The sequence below is a fragment of the Micromonospora sp. NPDC047187 genome (assembly GCF_040643355.1).
In the GTDB taxonomy this organism is placed as follows: Bacteria; Actinomycetota; Actinomycetes; order Mycobacteriales; family Micromonosporaceae; genus Micromonospora; species Micromonospora salmantinae.
The window spans coordinates 275873-292165 of sequence record NZ_JBEYUF010000007.1; the positions used below are offsets into that span (position 1 = coordinate 275873).

At 72.6% G+C, this 16293-nt stretch carries 16 protein-coding genes and 1 riboswitch; of the genes, 9 read left to right on the plus strand and 7 right to left on the minus strand.

From position 1 onward, the window contains the following. Positions 1 to 19 precede the first annotated feature (19 nt). A complete protein-coding gene (locus ABZ794_RS15400) occupies positions 20 to 304 on the plus strand; it encodes a DUF4031 domain-containing protein (protein ID WP_210782406.1) in 285 nt (94 codons plus the stop codon). On the opposite strand, the gene ABZ794_RS15405 is transcribed toward ABZ794_RS15400, so the two are convergent. Next, positions 276 to 932 (minus strand): metal-dependent phosphohydrolase, encoded by a 657-nt coding sequence (locus ABZ794_RS15405; RefSeq protein WP_307850491.1) that lies wholly within the window; start codon positions 930 to 932, stop codon positions 276 to 278. The genes ABZ794_RS15400 and ABZ794_RS15405 overlap by 29 nt on opposite strands. A 106-nt stretch (positions 933 to 1038) precedes the next feature. Here ABZ794_RS15405 and ABZ794_RS15410 point away from each other — a divergent pair, with 106 nt between their 5' ends. Further along, positions 1039 to 2274 carry an FUSC family protein gene (locus ABZ794_RS15410; RefSeq protein ID WP_210782410.1) on the plus strand — a complete coding sequence of 412 codons (1236 nt, stop codon included), beginning with the start codon at positions 1039 to 1041 and terminating at the stop codon, positions 2272 to 2274. Between the two features lie 25 nt (positions 2275 to 2299). Here the strand turns inward: ABZ794_RS15410 and ABZ794_RS15415 are convergent, their stop codons facing one another. After that, positions 2300 to 3544: an aminotransferase class V-fold PLP-dependent enzyme gene (locus ABZ794_RS15415; protein ID WP_238689168.1), complete on the minus strand. Its 1245-nt coding sequence runs from the start codon at positions 3542 to 3544 to the stop codon at positions 2300 to 2302. Positions 3545 to 3623: 79 nt separating this feature from the next. After that, a riboswitch (SAM riboswitch) is annotated at positions 3624 to 3744 on the minus strand. 23 nt (positions 3745 to 3767) lie between these two features. On the opposite strand from ABZ794_RS15415, the gene ABZ794_RS15420 reads away from it, so the two are divergent. Further along, complete coding sequence (locus ABZ794_RS15420) at positions 3768 to 5258, plus strand: PrsW family intramembrane metalloprotease (RefSeq protein WP_210782412.1); 1491 nt, start codon at positions 3768 to 3770, stop codon at positions 5256 to 5258. Positions 5259 to 5305: 47 nt separating this feature from the next. On the opposite strand, the gene ABZ794_RS15425 is transcribed toward ABZ794_RS15420, so the two are convergent. Continuing rightward, on the minus strand, positions 5306 to 5473 hold the full coding sequence (locus ABZ794_RS15425; RefSeq protein WP_167337262.1) for a hypothetical protein: 168 nt from the start codon (positions 5471 to 5473) through the stop codon (positions 5306 to 5308). 93 nt (positions 5474 to 5566) lie between these two features. Then, positions 5567 to 5905: a co-chaperone GroES gene (locus ABZ794_RS15430; protein ID WP_091402887.1), complete on the minus strand. Its 339-nt coding sequence runs from the start codon at positions 5903 to 5905 to the stop codon at positions 5567 to 5569. 105 nt (positions 5906 to 6010) lie between these two features. Between ABZ794_RS15430 and ABZ794_RS15435 the strand changes: the two genes are divergently transcribed. Further along, on the plus strand, positions 6011 to 7375 hold the full coding sequence (locus tag ABZ794_RS15435) for an AI-2E family transporter (protein WP_238689032.1): 1365 nt from the start codon (positions 6011 to 6013) through the stop codon (positions 7373 to 7375). A gap of 98 nt (positions 7376 to 7473) precedes the next feature. Here the strand turns inward: ABZ794_RS15435 and ABZ794_RS15440 are convergent, their stop codons facing one another. Continuing rightward, a complete protein-coding gene (locus ABZ794_RS15440) occupies positions 7474 to 9678 on the minus strand; it encodes an ATP-dependent DNA helicase (protein ID WP_210782416.1) in 2205 nt (734 codons plus the stop codon). 103 nt (positions 9679 to 9781) lie between these two features. Between ABZ794_RS15440 and ABZ794_RS15445 the strand changes: the two genes are divergently transcribed. Continuing rightward, positions 9782 to 10288 carry a DUF402 domain-containing protein gene (locus ABZ794_RS15445; protein WP_210782417.1) on the plus strand — a complete coding sequence of 169 codons (507 nt, stop codon included), beginning with the start codon at positions 9782 to 9784 and terminating at the stop codon, positions 10286 to 10288. A 24-nt stretch (positions 10289 to 10312) separates the two neighbouring features. Here the strand turns inward: ABZ794_RS15445 and sigJ are convergent, their stop codons facing one another. Further along, a complete protein-coding gene (sigJ, locus tag ABZ794_RS15450; protein ID WP_210782419.1) occupies positions 10313 to 11278 on the minus strand; it encodes an RNA polymerase sigma factor SigJ in 966 nt (321 codons plus the stop codon). 189 nt (positions 11279 to 11467) lie between these two features. Between sigJ and ABZ794_RS15455 the strand changes: the two genes are divergently transcribed. The 3 genes from ABZ794_RS15455 (at position 11468) to ABZ794_RS15465 (ending at position 14175) form a co-directional block, all read left to right on the plus strand. Further along, positions 11468 to 12409 carry a PPK2 family polyphosphate kinase gene (locus ABZ794_RS15455; RefSeq protein ID WP_357515996.1) on the plus strand — a complete coding sequence of 314 codons (942 nt, stop codon included), beginning with the start codon at positions 11468 to 11470 and terminating at the stop codon, positions 12407 to 12409. Positions 12410 to 12536: 127 nt separating this feature from the next. Then, entirely contained in the window at positions 12537 to 13163 is a 627-nt protein-coding gene (locus ABZ794_RS15460) for a DUF47 family protein (RefSeq protein WP_030327784.1), read from the plus strand. Between the two features lie 4 nt (positions 13164 to 13167). Continuing rightward, positions 13168 to 14175, plus strand: a complete 1008-nt coding sequence (locus tag ABZ794_RS15465; protein WP_210782423.1) for an inorganic phosphate transporter — start codon at positions 13168 to 13170, stop codon at positions 14173 to 14175. A gap of 56 nt (positions 14176 to 14231) precedes the next feature. Here the strand turns inward: ABZ794_RS15465 and ABZ794_RS15470 are convergent, their stop codons facing one another. After that, positions 14232 to 15200: a Gfo/Idh/MocA family oxidoreductase gene (locus tag ABZ794_RS15470; RefSeq protein WP_210782425.1), complete on the minus strand. Its 969-nt coding sequence runs from the start codon at positions 15198 to 15200 to the stop codon at positions 14232 to 14234. A gap of 82 nt (positions 15201 to 15282) precedes the next feature. On the opposite strand from ABZ794_RS15470, the gene ABZ794_RS15475 reads away from it, so the two are divergent. Next, a complete protein-coding gene (locus ABZ794_RS15475) occupies positions 15283 to 16116 on the plus strand; it encodes an NUDIX hydrolase (RefSeq protein ID WP_357515999.1) in 834 nt (277 codons plus the stop codon). Positions 16117 to 16293: the final 177 nt, after the last annotated feature.

The following is a 16293-nucleotide window of genomic DNA, read 5'->3' on the forward strand; positions in this document are numbered from 1 at the left end:
GCGGGATAACTTGGGCAGCATGCTCTACCTGGACCGGCCTGCCTGGCCGTGGCGCGGTCGGCTCTGGTCGCACCTGATCAGTGACGTCTCGTACGCCGAGCTGCACGCGTTCGCCGAGGCGCTCGGCGCGCCCCGGCGCGGATTCGACCGGGACCACTACGACATTCCGGCCGACCGGTTCGCGGCGGCGGTGTGGCTCGGCGCCCAGGTGGTGCCGAGCCGGGAACTGGTCCGGTTGCTCCGCGCCGCCGGTCTGCGTCGGCCGAAGCACCTGGTCAGTCCGCGGTCTCCGGTGCCCCGGTGAGGGTGGCCAGCTCGCGGCGCACATTGTCCCGGGCGGGCTCTTCCCACCGGCTCGCCAGCGGTGGCGACCGGAACAGCGCGGGCAGCGACAGCAGGCCGGTCAACACGGCGGCCCGCCCAGCCCGGAAGGCCGGCTCCGGCACATGGGCGTACTCCCGGCGGATCGCCGCCGCGTAACGCTCGTAGCGGGCCGGCGGCGCGGCCAGCACGGCCAGATCCGCGTCGCAGAGCAGCGCGCCGTCCCGGTCTCCCGGTGCCACAGCGTGCCCGGCGGTGAGCAGCACCAGCCGGCGCACCTCGGCCACCGTGGGCGCCGGCACCCCGAGCCCGGTGAGCACGCTCTCGGCCAGTGCGGCGCTGTCCCGTTCGTTGGTGTCGCCGGCGGCACGGGGGTCATAGACCACGTCGTGGAACCAGGCCGCCAGCCGGACCGCGTCGGCCCGAGCGGCCAGGTAGGCGTGCTGGTCCACCACATCGAGCACCGCCGTCAGGTGGGCCACCGTGTGGTATTGCCGGTGCGGCTCCCGCCACCGGACGATTACCTGCTCACCGGCCCTGGTCGTGCTCGGGTCGGGCCTCGCGCCGGCACCTCGGGCCGCCGCCCGCCAGCGATCCAACAGATCAACCACCGTCCGAGTCTGCCGCATCCGCCCGCGACGCGCGGGAAGGGAGGGTTCAGCGGGCCCACCACGGGTAGTCGCGCCCATGGCCGTGGCCCGGGACAAGCGACAGCCCATGGTGCGACGTACCGCGCTGCGCAACGGGTTGGTGGACATCGACGGCGCGCGGATCGCCGAGGCCACCGAACAACTGCGCCACCGCGGCCGGGCCACCCTGCACGACCGACTGCACCGGGTACGGATGGCCGGCGGACTCGCCGTCCAGGCCGGGCTGGCCGCCGGGCTCGCGTACCTGATCTCGCACAAGTTGCTCGGCAACCCGCAACCGGTCTTCGCGCCGATCTCCGCGGTCGGCACCCTGGCCGCGTCGGTCGGCCAGCGGTTCCGCCGCACGGTGGAGCTGATCGTCGGGGTGGGGGTCGGGGTGGCCGTCGGCGACCTCCTGATCTACCTGCTCGGCACCGGGGCGTGGCAGCTCGGCCTGGTGGTCACAGTGGCGATCCTGCTCACCATCTTCGCCGGAGCGAGCGTGGCCATCGTCATCCAGGCGGCGGCCACGGCGGTGCTGATCGTGACGCTGAGCCCCTCCACCAAGGATCTGGAGATCCCCCGCTTCGTCGACGCGTTCCTCGGCGGTGGGATCGCGCTGCTGGTCACGGCGGTCCTGCTGCCACTGAACCCACTCCGAGTGATCAACCGGGCGGCCCGCCCCGCCCTGGACCTGCTCGCCGCCCAACTCGACGCCACCGCCGACGGGCTGCGCAACCGGGACCGCGCCGCCATCCAGGGCGCACTGGAGCGGCTGCGCAACAACAAGGAGGAGTTGGCCACGTTGGGCGAGGCGATCGAGGGGGCGAAGGAGACCGCCACCCTCTCCCCGGCCCGCTGGCACCGCCGCGACGAACTGACCCACTACGCCGAGGCGGCCGACCCGATCGACCGGGCGATGCGCAACAGCGGCACGCTGATCCGCCGGTCCGTCACGCTCGTCGAGGACGAGGAACCGGTGCCCGATCCCATGCCGGACGCGATCGGCCACCTCGCCGAGTCGGTCCGGCTGCTCAAGCACGAGTTCGCCGCCGGTGAGGAGCCGGAGAAGGCCCGGGAGCGGTCGCTGCGGGCGGTCAGTGAGGCCGGCCGGGCGTACGGCGACGGGGTGGGCTTCTCCGGCAGCGTGGTCATCGCCCAGATCCGCACCACCGCCAGTGACCTGCTGGTCGCCTCCGGGATCGAGCAGGAGGAGGCGAACCGGTGGATCCGCACCGCCTTCGGAGAGCAGGAGCGCCCGGTCGGTGAGCCCGCCGAGCCTGGCGAGACACCGAAGCCACCCACCGCCCCGCCGGTCGGCTGAGCGGGGGGCCTGCGCCGGCCTGGCCTCAGCCCAGCTCGGCCAGCGCCGCGAGCAGCCGGTCCACCTGGGCGGCCGTGCTGCCCAGCCCGATGCTGGCACGCAGCGCGGTGGGCGGCAGGTCCCGCCGGCCGGTCCGTTCCGCCGCCTCGCCGAGCAGACGCCGGGCCAGCGGGTGGGCACAGAACAACCCGTCCCGTACGCCGATGTGGTGCTCGGCGGCCAGCTGCGTGGCCACCTCGGTGGAGTCCCACCCGGCGACCACGAACGACACGATGCCGACCCGGGGCGCGTCCGGGCCGAAGGTGCGCAGCTCGACGACGTGCGGCAGGGCGGCGAGGCCGGTCCGTAGCCGGGCCAGCAGGCCCTGCTCGTGGGCGGCCAGTGCGCCCTGGTCCGCTTCGTCGAGCGCCTTGCACACCGCCGCCAGCGCGACCGCTCCGAGCAGGTTCGGGGTGCCGCCCTCGTGTCGGGCCGGGCCGGTCGCCCAGGTCACGTCGTGGGTGGCCGGCCCGACGTGGCTGGTGGCGCCGCCGCCGGCCAGGTAGGGCGGGGCGGCGTCCAGCCAGTCGGCCCGACCGATCAGCACGCCCGCGCCGAACGGCGCGTACAGCTTGTGGCCGGACACGGCCAGGTAGTCGACGTCGAGCGCGAGCAGGTCGACCGGGGCGTGCGGGGCGAGCTGCGCGGCGTCGAGCACGATCCGGGCACCGTGCCGGTGGGCCACCCGCGCCAGTTCGGCGACCGGCCACCGCTCACCGGTCACGTTGCTGGCACCGGTCACCGCGACCAGCACCGGCAACGCCGGGCTGCTGCCCCGGCGCAGCTCGGTGAGGGCGGCGGCGAGATCGCGTACCGCCCCGTCGGGGTCGCTGGGCACCGGCAGCCGCACCGACCCGCGCGGCCAGGGCAGCAGGTTGGCGTGGTGTTCGGAGGCGTTCGTGACCACAGTCGTGCCGGCCGGCACGGCTCGCGCCAGCAGGTTGAGCGCGTCAGTGGTGTTGCGGGTGAAGATCACATGATCGTCGGCGCGAGCGCCGAAGAAGTCGCCGATCGTCTGCCTTGCCTGCTCGTACGCGAGGGTGCACCGCCGCGACAGCGCTCCCGCTCCGCGGTGCACGCTGGCGTACCAGGGCAGCAGTTCGGCCACCGCGTCGGCGGCGACCCGCGCGCACGGCGCACTGGCCGCGTAGTCCAGGTTGATCTCGCCGGGCACACCGAGGACGTCGAGCGGCGCGGACGGCGCCGACGGCACTGTGGGCAGGCTGGGCAGGCTGGGCAGCGAGGGGACGAGAGTGACGGACACGCCGGAACCTCCGGGGTCAGGGACCCCGGGTGCGACATCGGGACGGGGTCCGCGCTTGCCCAGCACACCGATCGGGCTGGGCCCGGTCATCACCCGGGGCACCCCACCGCGAACTCGACGAGGGTTGCCGGCCAGCAAGCCGGGGCTTGACGCTGGCGCTCGTGACCTGCCGGCAGCATAGCGGCTACCGATGCGACCGAACCAGCCGGCGGCGGATGGCTACGCTGACCGCATGGCCGACACCCCGCCCGGTTCACCGCTGCCGCCGTCGCCCGCCGCCGCGCCTGCGCCCGCCGTCCCGCCCATGGGTGAGACGCCCCGGATGCCGCTGCGCCGACTGGGCTGGCGGCGGTTCCTGGTGCTGGCCGGGGTGGTGCTGTTGATCGCGGCGTGCGCGGTCTTCATGGTCTTCACGCTCGGCCAGTCGCTCGGTGTGCAGGCCCTGCTGATCGGGGTGGTCGCCGCCATCCTGCCGGTGCCGGTGCTGGTCGGCTGCTTCCTCTGGCTGGACCGGTACGAACCGGAGCCGTTGAAGTATCTGATCTTCTGCTTCGCCTGGGGGGCGTTCGTCTCCACCGCCGCCTCGCTCACTGTGAACGACTTCGCGGCCAACCGCTTCGCCGACTGGGGCCTGCCGTCCGCGCTCACCGGGGTGCTGGTGGCGCCGTTCATCGAAGAGCTGACCAAGGCGCTGGGCCCGATCCTGCTGTTGGTGTTCCGCCGCCGCGAGTGGTCGGGGATCACCGACGGTCTGGTCTACTGCGGGCTCGCCGCGGTCGGCTTCGCGATGGTGGAGAACATCCTCTACCTGGGCGGGTTGGGGTACGCGTCCGGAGCCGACCGGTACGGCCCGGCCACCGGCATCCAGCAGGTCATCGCGATCTTCATCCTGCGGATCCTGCTGTTCGGGTTCGCCCATCCCCTTTTCACAGCGATGACCGGTGTGGGGTTGGGTATCGCCTCCCGGACGGCGGACCGGCGCATCCGGGTGCTCGCCCCGATCGCCGGCCTGCTGCTGGCGATGATGCTGCACGGCACGTGGAACCTGCTGCCCACGCTGACCCAGGCCACCGGCGAGGCCATGATCATGCTGTACGGCTTCCTGGGCCTCATGGTGCCGGTCTTCTTCGGCACCGTGGGGCTGGCGCTGTGGCTGCGCGCCTGGGAGGGGCGGCTCACCGAGCGGGTCCTACCCGACTACGTAAGCGCCGGCTGGCTCAGCCCGCCCGAGGTGGCTGCCCTGAGCAGTCTCGGCCGGCGGCACGCCGCCCGCAGTTGGGCGCGGCGGGTGGCCGGTGACGCCGGGGTGCGGGCGATGCGGGGTTACCAGTCCGCGGCGACCCGGCTGGCCCTGCTGCGCGACGGGGCGCTGCGTGGCCTGGACCGCAAACCCGCCGACCAGGAGCGGACCGCCCGCGAGGAGCGGGAGCTGCTGGACGCGATCACCGAATACCGGTCGTTCTTCGTGGGTCGGGACCCGCAGGCCCCGGCGGGGGTCTGGGACGGCAGCCGCTACCACCTGCGCTTCCCGGACGGCACGCAGCGCGCGGTGGACGCCCCGGACGAGCCGGTGGTGCCGATCCCGGTGGTGCTCGCTCCCGCCCCGGCTCCGGTGGGGTATGCCCCGCCCGGTTGGCCCGGCCTGCGCCCGGCGTCCCAGTGGCCGCCGACGCACCCCTGACAGCGGCAACTGGCGGCCGGCGGCCGACGGTAGGCAAGCAGTGCGGCTCAGGTCATCAGCGACGTGAGGAAGTCACCGAGGCCCTGGAACATCGCGATCAGCGCGGCCCCGATCGCCCGGAACATCTGCGCGGCGCCGTCCGGCCGAAAGGCCATGAAGTAGATCAGGAACGCGACACTGCCCCAGGTCAACAGCTTCTTCACGAATACCGGCATCGTCCCTCCCCAGGGCCACGGTCGCCGGATGGCTTCCCGTCGTGCGGCTGGGCAAACGGTGCGCGACGGGGCCTGGTGGCCGGGGGAGGTGCGTCAGAGGTAGAGGCCGGTCGAGTCGTTCTCGATCCGCTCGGCGGCCACGGCGTGCACGTCCCGCTCCCGCAGCAGCACGTAACCGCGGCCGTGCAGCTCGACCTCGGAGCGCTCGTCCGGGTCGAAGAGCACCCGGTCGCCGGAGACGATGGCGCGGACGTTCGGCCCCACCCCGACCGCTGTGGCCCAGGCGAGGCGCTTGCCGACCGCGGCGGTCGCCGGAATGACGATGCCAGCGGTGGAGCGGCGTTCGCCCTCGCTGCCCTCCATCCGCACGAGCACGCGGTCGTGCAGCAGGCGGATCGGCAGGCCGGCGTCGAGATCGTTGTCGGCGGTCACGTCGCAGACGCTACCGTGTGGCCGACGGTGGCTGGCCGGTGGTTACGCCGGAGGTGGTCGGGGCACTGTGTGGCGGAACCGCCCTACGGTGTCGGGAACGGACGTATGCTGTCCGACCTGTCGCCGTCGGCGGGCCGGGTTTTCTGCCAGGAGGTGCGCTTGAGCCGCTTCGAGCGGGTACGCGGGCGGCTTCGCCGCGCCTACCAGTCACGACAGGAGTCGGCGCGCGCCGACGAGGGCGTCTCCGCTGACGCGCTGAACGATGCGTCGGAGGCGGCCCGGGTGGCGTCGCCGGCCGTACCGGGGCCGACCGCGCCGTCGAGCGCCACTGTCTACGGCGCGGAGCCCCCGGTGGACCTGCACAGCTCCACCGCCAGTCGGGACGACGCCGACGTCCCGCACGGGCTGCGGATCGCCGCCGCGTGGTGTTGGCGACTGATCGTGATCGGCGTGGTGGCCTGGGCCCTGCTGATGATCGTCAGCAGGATCAAGATCGTGATCATCCCGCTGGCCATCGCGCTGCTGCTCTCCGCGCTGCTCGCGCCGGCGGTGGGCTGGCTGCTGCGGGCCCGGTTCCCCCGGTCGCTGGCGACGGCGGTGGTGCTGGTCGGCGGCCTGGTCGCGGTGATCGGCACGCTGACGCTGGTGGTCAACGAGTTCATCCGCGGCGTGCCGGAACTGAGCGAGAAGTCGTCCGAGGGTGTCCGGCAGATCCAGGACTGGCTGAAGACGGGCCCGCTGCACCTCTCCGACGGGCAACTCGACCGCTACATCGACGAGGCGCAGGCCTGGATCAACGACAACACCTCGAAGTTCACCAGCGGCGCGCTGAGCACCGCCGCGACGCTGGCCGAGGTGCTGACCGGCACGCTGCTGGTGCTCTTCGCGACGTTCTTCTTCCTGCGTGACGGCAACCGGATCTGGCGCTTCCTGGTCCGGCTGCTGCCGGTCGCCGCCCGGTGGAAGGTCGACGACGCCGGCCGCGCCTCCTGGCACACGCTCGGCGCGTACGTCCGAGCGACAGTGCTGGTCGCCTTCATCGACGCTGTCGGCATCGGCATCTTCCTGGTCATCTTCGACGTCCCGTTCGCCTTCCCGCTGGCCGCGCTGGTCTTCCTCGGCGCGTTCATCCCGATCGTCGGTGCGGCGCTCTCCGGCGGCGTGGCGGTCCTGGTGGCCCTCGTCGACAGCGGCCCGGTCACCGCGTTGATCATCCTTGGCGCGGTGATCGGCGTACAGCAGATCGAGGGGCACGTGCTCCAACCGTTGATCATGGGCCGGGCGGTCGCCCTGCACCCGCTCGCGGTGATCATCGGTATCGCCGCCGGTGTCGTACTCGCCGGGATCACCGGCGCGCTGGTCTCCGTGCCGCTCATCGCGGTGCTGAACACAGCGGTCCGCCGGCTTGCCGCCCGCAGGGTGCCGGACACCCCGCCCGACGCCGTTGTCGTCGCCTCCCAGGCCCCCTAGACCCGCAGATCACGCAGGACCATGAAAAGAGTGGTCTCCCGCCAGCGGGAGACCACTCTTTTCATGTTGTAGCGCGATCCTGGTCCTGCCCAAGCGGGTCAGGACTTGGCCAGGCGTTCCAGGGCGCCCCGGGCCACCTCGGGGCGGGTCGTGTACCAGAAAGGCGGCAGCGAGCGGCGTAGGAACGGCCCGTAGCCTCGAGCCGTCTCCAGCCGGGAGTCGAGCACCGCTACCACGCCCCGGTCGCCGGTCGCCCGGATCAGCCGACCCACGCCCTGGGCCAGCCGCACCGCCGCGATCGGCACGCTCACGGCGGAGAAGCCGGAGCCACCGCCCGCGTCCACCGCCGCCGCGCGGGCCGCCGCCAGCGGTTCGTCCGGGCGAGGGAAGGGCAGCCGGTCGATGACGACGAGCTGGCAGGCGTCGCCCGGCACATCCACCCCCTGCCAGAGCGACATCACCCCGAACAGGCAGCTGGCGCGCTCCTCGCGGAAGCGACGCACCAGCAGCGGCAGCGCCTCCTCGCCCTGGAGCAACACCGGCAGGTCGGTCCGCGCGCGCAACAGCTCCGCCGCCTGCTGCGCGGCCCGCCGGGAGGAGAAGAGCCCGAGAGTACGACCACCGAGCGCCTCGACCAGCCCGAGCAGCTCCTCTCCGGCAGCCTCGGGCAGCCCGGAGACGCTGGGGCGGGGGAGGTGCGCGGCGACGTACAGGATGCCCTGCCGGGCGTAGTCGAACGGCGAACCGACGTCGAGTGACCGCCACCCGGGGCCCTCGGTGGCCGGGACGACGGCGTTCGGTGTGACGTCGCCGGCGAGGCGACGGCCCGGCGCCTCGGCAGCCGGCCGGCCGGGACCGGTGCGGGCGGCCAGTGCGGCCGCGGCGGGGGTCGGTGGGGCGGGCGGTGGGGCGTCCAGCCCGAGGGCGCGGGCGACAGTGTCGAACCGGCCGCCCAGCGCCAGGGTCGCCGAGGTGGCCACGACTGTGCGTTCGTCGTACAGGTGGGTGGCGAGGGTGCCGGCCACCGACAGCGGCGCGACCACCAGTGCCCGGCGGTTGCCGCTGTCGTTCTTCTCCACCCAGGCCACGTCGTGGTCGCCCTCCTCCAGTAGCCGCTGCGCGGTGGTGGAGAGCTCGTCCAGGGCGGCCTTGGCCTGCTGCTTGCGGACCGGGTCGGGGTCGTCGGACTTGATGTCGCCGATCGCGTCCAGGGCGGAGCGGGTCGCCGCGTCGAGCAGCGTGCACGCCTCCCGCAGTGGCGTCGGCAGCCCTGCGGTGATCCGCCCGGCCGGCGCCTCGGCCAGCCCGACCGCCAGGGCGTCGCCGGCGGCGGTGAGCGCCTCGGCGGTCTCCGGGCGCAGCAGCGTACGGGCCCGACGGGTGGTCCGGTCGATCAGCTCCGGCACCAGCTCCGCCTGGGCGGCGGAGGAGACCCGGTCGGCCAGCTCGTGCGCCTCGTCGACGATGAGCAGCTTGTGCGGCGGCACGATGTGCCGGTCGGCGAGCATGTCGACAGCGAGCAGGCTGTGGTTGGTCACCACGATGTCGGCCTCCCGGGCGCGGGCCCGCGACGCCTCGGCGAAGCACTCCTGCCCGAACGGGCAACGGGCCGCGCCGACGCACTCGCGGGCCGGCATCGACACCAGCCGCCAGGCCTGGTCTTCGACGCCCGGGTCCAGCTCGTCCCGGTCGCCGGTGGCGGTCTTCTCGGCCCAGTCGCGCAGCCGCTCGACCTGCTTGCCCAGCCGGCCCGCCTCACCGAGCCACTTCGTTCCGCCGCCGGGTCGCGCCGCGGGGGTGTCGAAGAGGGTGTCCTCCGGCTCCTCCTCGGTGGAGTTGTCCAGTCGGGCGAGGCAGAGGTAGTGGTGGCGGCCCTTGAGCACGGCGAAGGTGGGCCGACGGCCGAGCACCGGCTCGACCGCGTCGGCGAGCCGGGGCAGGTCGTGGTCGACCAGCTGGGACTGCAACGCCAGGGTGGCAGTGGAGACCACCACCGGGCCGTCCACAGTGAGCGCCGGCGCGAGGTACGCCAGCGACTTGCCGGTGCCGGTGCCCGCCTGCACGAGCAGATGCTCACCGCCGGCCACGCACTCCTCGATCGCCGTGGTCATCTGCAACTGGCCAGGGCGCTCCGCGCCGCCGGGCACCGCGCCGACCGCCGCCGCCAGCAGCTCGGTGCCACTGGGTCGGGCACCCCGCCGCCGGCCCTTGGCACGGGCCGACGGGGTGGCGGAACCGGTGGCGGTGCGGGGCGGAGTCACCGTGCGACGGTACCCGGCGCCGCCGACACCGACAGCGCCCATCCGCCGCGTGGCGCGACGCCGACCGCGGCGGGCGTTGCGGCCGACCCCGTCCGGTTACGGCCGCGCTACGACGCGTTGGGCTGTATCGGTTAGGGTGCGAATCATGCCGAGCGACATGGTCCGCGTGATCTACCGCAAGTACGACGGCAGCGCACACCGCGACTACCCGGCCCGCCGGCTCACCGAGGACGATCTCGGCATCTGGCTCGGGGTGCCCGAGGGCACCGAGTCGGTCTACCACGGCCGGCCCTCGGTGGAGAAGATTCCGTTCGTGCTGTTGGTGCCACACCGCGCCTGGTGGACGGCCATGTTCAACCCCCCGCCCCGCACCAGCGAGGTCTACTGCGACATCACGACCCCGGCCCGCTGGGAGTCCGACGACATCGTCCACCTGATCGACCTGGACCTGGACGTCGTCCGGCGTCGGGCCACCGGCCGGGTGGAGCTGCTCGACGAGGACGAGTTCGCCGAGCACCGGGCCCGGTTCGGCTACCCGGACGACGTGGTGGCCGAGGCCGAGGCCGCGGCACAGCGGCTGTTGGGGGCCCTGGGCGACGGCACCGAGCCGTTCGCCACCGCGTACCGCAAGTGGTTGGCTCTGGTGGTCTGAGGCCGCACGCCCGCTCGGGCCGGCTCACCAGCGTGGAGGCCAGCCGTCGTCGGCCGTCAGCGGCGGCAGGTCGGTCAGCTTCTCCGGGTTGAGCTGGTTGTAGACGGCGGTGATCCGGCCCTGGTCGACAGCGAACGCGGTGACCAGGCGGATCGGTCGTCCGTCGCTGTGGGTCGTCTCCAGCTGCAGGCCGAGAATGCCGTCGACGAGCACTGGCCGAGCGAGCACCCGGTCGGCGTACCGACCGGTCCGGCCGAACAGGCCGAGCGTGAGGCGAGCCACGGAGGCCGCCCCGAGCACCGGCCGGCGGGCCGCCGGGAAGTGCCCGCCCGAGTCGCCGACGAAGACCACGTCCGGCGCGAGCACCTGAAGCAGTTGGTCCAGCTCGCCGGACTCGGTGGCGGCGACGAACGCCTTGAGCACCCGACGTTGCTCGGCCGGGTCGGCGGTGTGTCGGGGTACGTCCGGCGAGGTGACCGCCCGTCGGGCCCGGGAGGCGAGCTGCCGGGCCGCCACCTCGGTGGTGCCGAGCACCCCTGCGACCCGGGCGAACGGCAGCGCGAACACGTCGTGCAGCACGAGGGCGACCCGTTGCTCCGGCGCGAGCCGCTCCAGCACCACCAGCAGCGCCGTGCCGACCTCGTCGGTGCGCACCGCCCGCTCCGCCGGGTCGGGCGCGTAGCCGTCGGCCGGCGACCGGCCGCCCAACGGGCTCACCACCGGCTCCGGCAGCCACTGCCCCGGGTACGCCTCCCGGCGCACCCGGGCCGAGCGGAGCACGTCCAGGCAGATCCGGGCGCAGGTGGTGGTCAGCCACGCGGACAGGTCCCGGATCTCGGCGCGGGCCGCCGGGTCGGCCAGCGCCCCGGCGTAGCGCAGCCAGGTCTCCTGCACCGCGTCCTCCGCCTCGCTGCGGCTGCCCAGCATGCGGTGGGCCACAGCGAGCAGCCGGCCCCGCTCGGCCTCGAACTCCGTCGCCAGCTCCCGCACGACCCACCACCCCTTCCGGTCGGCGTCCCGGCCTACATCCTCCCGCCGAGTGGGCCCGCCGGCAGCCCCGAAACGGCCCGGTGGACCGGTGCCTGCCGTGGACGCAGATCGGTCGGTGCCAATCAGCGGGCCAGGTTCAGAGGTGAGCCTCGGCGGGCGGAACGGTTGTGAGTGGGCGATGATCCGTGCATGAGCGCACCCCAGCAAGAGCAGATCGTGGCACCGGACGGCGGTTCCGTGCGGGACCTGCTGCGGGTCACCGCGCCGGTGGATCTCGGCGCGATCGACCCGCGGTCCATGCCCGGCCTGCCGGAGCCCGCGGGCCGCGGCGAGCACCGTAAGACCTGGGCGCGGGAGCAGGTGGAGCTGGTCGGCGAGGAGTTGGGCCGGCAGCAGGAGATGCTCTTCGCGATGGCCAAGACCGGGTCGGAGCGGCCGGCGCACCGAGTGCTGCTGGTGCTCCAGGCCATGGACTGCGGCGGCAAGGACGGCACGATCAAGCGGGTGGCCGGCGCGATGAACCCGCTGGGCCTGCACATCCGCTCGTTCGGGCCGCCGACCCGCCAGGAGCTGCGGCACGACTTCCTCTGGCGGATTCGCCGGGAGCTGCCACCGCCGGGGTACGTGGGAATGTTCAACCGTTCGCACTACGAGGACGTGCTGATCGCCCGGGTCGGCTCGCTGGTGCCGGAGGCGACCTGGCGAGCCCGCTATGACGAGATCAACTCGTTCGAGCGGGAGTTGACCGAGAGCGGTGTCACCCTGATCAAGGTGATGCTGCACATCTCGCACGCCGAGCAGGGCAAGCGCCTGATGGACCGGCTCACCGACCCGCGCAAGCACTGGAAGTACAACCCCTCCGACATCGACTCGCGAGGGCACTGGGACGACTACCAGGCCGCGTACGCCGAGGCCCTGAGCCGGTGCGGCACGGACGCCGCGCCCTGGTTCGTGGTGCCGGCGGACCGCAAGTGGTACCGGGACTGGGCGGTGGCCCACCTGCTTCGTGAGACGTTCGACACGCTTGAACTGGGGTATCCGGCTGCCGATTTCGACGTCGCGCGGGAGCGGAAGCGCCTGTTGGCTGGGGGAGTGGGTGCGGGTGGGGCGGCCGAGATGAACGGCAGGTGAACGAGCGGTGAATGGTGCCTGGCCAGGGGTGGGCCGGCGAATTCCCGGTTCTGGCGTTTCCTAGCATTCACCGAGCGGGCGCTCTCGGGTGCCGCCACCCTTCCACCGACGCGACGAGGTCTGTGCTGTGAAGTTTTCCTTCCGCCCCACCGAGGGCGCCTTCTACGAGCTCTTCACCAGGGCCGCGCAGAACCTGGTCCGGGGCACCGCGCTGCTCAACGAGCTGGCCCTGCCCGGCGTGGACGTGCAGTCCGTCAGCGAGCGGCTGACCGAGGTCGAGCACGACAGCGACCAGATCACCCACGAGCTGTACAAGAAGATCAACTCGACCTTCATCACCCCGTTCGACCGGGAGGACATCTACCGGCTCGGCTCGCTGCTGGACGACGTGATGGACCACCTGGAAGCGGTCGGTGACCTGCTCTACCTGTACGGGCTGACCGAGCTTCCGGCGCTGCCCCGCGAGCTGCACGAGATGGTCAACGTGCTCGACCAGCAGGCCAAGCTGACCGCCGACGCGATGCCCCGGCTGAAGTCGATGAAGGACCTCGAGGACTACTGGATCGAGTGCAACCGGCTGGAGAACGAGGGCGACCGGATCAACCGGCAACTGCTCGTCCGGCTCTTCTCCGGTGAGTACGACGCGTTGACCGTGCTGAAGATGAAGGAGGTCGCCGACGAGCTGGAGGCCGCCTGCGACGCCTTCGAGCACGTGGCCAACACCGTCGAGACCATCGCCGTCAAGGAGTCCTGAGCCGGTGACTCCCGAACTCATCGCCGTGCTGGCGGTGATCGCGGTGGCCCTGGCGTTCGACTACACCAACGGCTTCCACGACGCCGCCAACGCGATCGCCACCAGCGTCTCCACCCGGGCACTGACACCTCGGATCGCCCTCGGGCTCGCCGCGGTCGGCAACTTCGTCGGCGCCCACTTCGGCGCCGGCGTGGCCAAGACCGTCGGCGACGGTCTGGTCACCCTCCCCACCGGGGTGAGCAGCCTCGGGGTGGTCTTCGCCGGTGTGCTCGGCGCGATCGCCTGGAACCTGATCACCTGGTACTTCGGTCTACCCTCGTCGTCCTCGCACGCGCTCTTCGGCGGCCTGGTCGGCGCGACCCTGCTCTCCACCGGCGGCATCGTGCAGTGGGTCAACATCGGCGAGAAGGTGCTGCTGCCGATGGTGCTGTCGCCGATCGTCGGCCTCACCCTCGGTTACCTGCTGATGCTGGCCATCCTGTGGCTGTTCCGGAAGGGGCAGCCGGGCAAACTCAACCGGGGCTTCCGCTGGGCGCAGACCGCCTCGGCGGCCGCCATGTCGGTCGGCCACGGCATGCAGGACGCCGCCAAGACCATGGGCATCGTGGTGCTGGCGCTCTACACCGGTGGTTTCCAGGAGAGCAAGACGCACATCCCGGGCTGGGTGTTCTGGACCTCGGCGACGATGCTGGCCCTCGGCACGTACGCCGGCGGCTGGCGGATCATCCGTACCCTCGGACGCAAGATCATCGACCTGGGGCCGCCGGAGGGCTTCGCCGCCGAGACCGTCGCCAGCGCAGTGCTCTACTTCAACGCACTGGTGCTGAAGGCGCCGATCTCCACCACCCACACCATCACCTCGGCGATCATGGGTGTGGGCGCGACCAAGCGACTCTCCGCGGTCCGCTGGAACGTGGCCGGCAACATCGTGCTCGCCTGGATCATCACGTTCCCGGCCTCCGCGCTGATCGCGTGCGTCACCTACCTGCTGGTCCGGCCGCTCTTCGGCTGAGTTTCCGGAAGGGCCCCCGGTCACGGTCCAGCCGTGGCCGGGGGCCCTTCCGCTGTTCAGACGTAGCGCACGCCGATCTGCTCGCGGACCGTGTCCAGCAGGGTCATCACCTCGAGGGTCGTGGCATGGGGTACCGCTGGGCTCTCGGTCAGGCCGGCGGCCAGGCAGCGCTGCACCTCGATCGCCTCGTACTGGTAGCCGTTGCCGGCCCCGTCGGCGACGATCGTCTCCGGCTCCGCGCCGGCCCGGTGCAGGGTCACCGAACCCGGCCGGAAGAACGGCTCCGGCAGGTCGATCCGCCCCGTGGTGCCCGTTACCGAGGCGGTCTGCCCGCTCAACCCGACCATGCCGCAGCTCAGCGTTGCCAGGGCTCCGGTGTCGTAGCCGAACAGCATGCCCGTGTTCTCGTCCGTCCCCTCCGGGCCGAGCTGCGCCCAGGACCGGACGTGCTGCGGCACCCCGAGCAGCAGGTGGGCCAGGCTGATCGGGTAGATCCCCAGGTCGAGCAGGGCGCCCCCGCCCAGCGCCGCGTTGCGCATCCGGTGCTCCGGCGGGAACGGCCCGGCCACCCCGAAGTCGGCCCGGACGCCGGTCACCGTGCCGATCGCCCCGTCCGCGATCAGCTCGACCACCCGCAGGATCAGCGGGTTCAGCCGCATCCACATGGCCTCCATCAGGAAGACCCCGGCGGCGCGGGCAGTGTCGATCAACTCGGTGCTGGTGGCCAGATCGAGGGTGAACGGCTTCTCCAACAGCACCGCCCGCCCGGCGGTGAGGCAGGTCATCGCCGCCTCGTAGTGCGCGGAATGCGGGGTCGCCACGTAGATCGCGTCCACCTCCGGGTCGGCGGCCAACTCCACCCAGGAGCCGTAGGCACGCTTCGCGCCGTACGTGTCGGCGAAGCGCCGCGCGCTCTCCGCGGCGCGGGAACCGACCGCTACCAACTCGGCGTCCGGCACCAGCCGGAGGTCTTCGGCGAAACGGCTGGCGATGTGGCCGGTGGCCAGGATGCCCCAACGAGTCATGCCGGAACGCTAGCCGAGCCAGGTGAACCCCCCACTGCCCGGCCGACGACCAGTTCATCCGGCGGGAACTAGGCTCGCGGGCATGACGATCGACAGTGACGGCTTCGCCGCCCCGGCCGCCCTGGTCGAGCACGCCCGCCGGTTTCAGGCCGAGGGTGGCATTCCGGCGACGCCGCGGGTCGCGGCCACCGTCTTGCTGCTGCGTCCGAGCGAGGCCGACTTCGAGGTGTACGTCATCCGCCGGGTCGCCGCGATGACCTTCGGCGGGATGTACGCCTTCCCCGGGGGCGGGGTGGACCGCTCCGACTCGGAGGCGCACCTGGACTGGGCCGGCCCGACGCCGGGCGAGTGGGCGGACCGGCTCGGCGTCGCCCCGGAGGCCGCGCAGGCGGTGGTCTGCGCCGCCGCACGGGAGGTTTTCGAGGAGGCCGGCGTCCTGCTCGCCGGTCCGAACCGGGAGACCGTGGTGGGCGACGTCAGCGGCGACGACTGGGAGGCAGCACGGCAGGACCTGGAGGGGCGCCGGCTGGGCTTCGCGGCGCTGCTCGCCGACCGTCAGCTCACCCTTCGATCGGACCTGCTGCTGCCGTGGAGCCGGTGGATCACTCCCGAGTTCGAGCCGCGCCGCTTCGACACGTACTTTTTCATCGCCCTGTTGCCGGCGGGCCAGCGGACCCGCGACGTCTCCGGCGAGGCCGACCACACCCTGTGGATCCGGCCGGCGGACGCGCTGGCCCGCGCGCAGGCCGGCGAGCTGACCATGCTGCCACCGACAGTGGTCACGCTGGCCCAGGTGGCCGCGGCCGGTGACCTGGCCGGGGTGGCGCGGGCGGCGGCCGGTCGGGACGCCGCCACCCCGGTCACCCCGCGCCTGGACCTACCCCCGGAAGGCGAACCCCGCTTCGTCCTGGGCTGACTCCACGCACCGCCCCCGCTCCGCGATCTTGCGCTTTCTGTCGCGACATAAGGGGCATCCCACTCATCTCGACAACCGAAACTGCAAGACGCTTCTATGTCGGTGGTGATCGGTTCGGCTGGTTGCCGCTAGGTTCGGCGTCGGTGACCGCTTGGGTGGCTCATTGCCGATCCGGCC

Excerpts from the sequence above, each read along its gene's own strand:
- ABZ794_RS15400 (WP_210782406.1), top strand. The coding sequence starts at position 20 with ATGCTCTACCTGGACCGGCCTGCCTGGCCGTGGCGCGGTCGGCTCTGG.
- ABZ794_RS15435 (WP_238689032.1), top strand. The coding sequence starts at position 6,011 with ATGCTGTCCGACCTGTCGCCGTCGGCGGGCCGGGTTTTCTGCCAGGAG.
- ABZ794_RS15420 (WP_210782412.1), top strand. The coding sequence starts at position 3,768 with ATGCGACCGAACCAGCCGGCGGCGGATGGCTACGCTGACCGCATGGCC.
- ABZ794_RS15440 (WP_210782416.1), bottom strand. The coding sequence starts at position 9,678 with ATGGGCGCTGTCGGTGTCGGCGGCGCCGGGTACCGTCGCACGGTGACT.
- ABZ794_RS15470 (WP_210782425.1), bottom strand. The coding sequence starts at position 15,200 with ATGACTCGTTGGGGCATCCTGGCCACCGGCCACATCGCCAGCCGTTTC.
- ABZ794_RS15445 (WP_210782417.1), top strand. The coding sequence starts at position 9,782 with ATGCCGAGCGACATGGTCCGCGTGATCTACCGCAAGTACGACGGCAGC.
- ABZ794_RS15475 (WP_357515999.1), top strand. The coding sequence starts at position 15,283 with ATGACGATCGACAGTGACGGCTTCGCCGCCCCGGCCGCCCTGGTCGAG.
- ABZ794_RS15410 (WP_210782410.1), top strand. The coding sequence starts at position 1,039 with ATGGTGCGACGTACCGCGCTGCGCAACGGGTTGGTGGACATCGACGGC.
- ABZ794_RS15455 (WP_357515996.1), top strand. The coding sequence starts at position 11,468 with ATGAGCGCACCCCAGCAAGAGCAGATCGTGGCACCGGACGGCGGTTCC.
- ABZ794_RS15425 (WP_167337262.1), bottom strand. The coding sequence starts at position 5,473 with ATGCCGGTATTCGTGAAGAAGCTGTTGACCTGGGGCAGTGTCGCGTTC.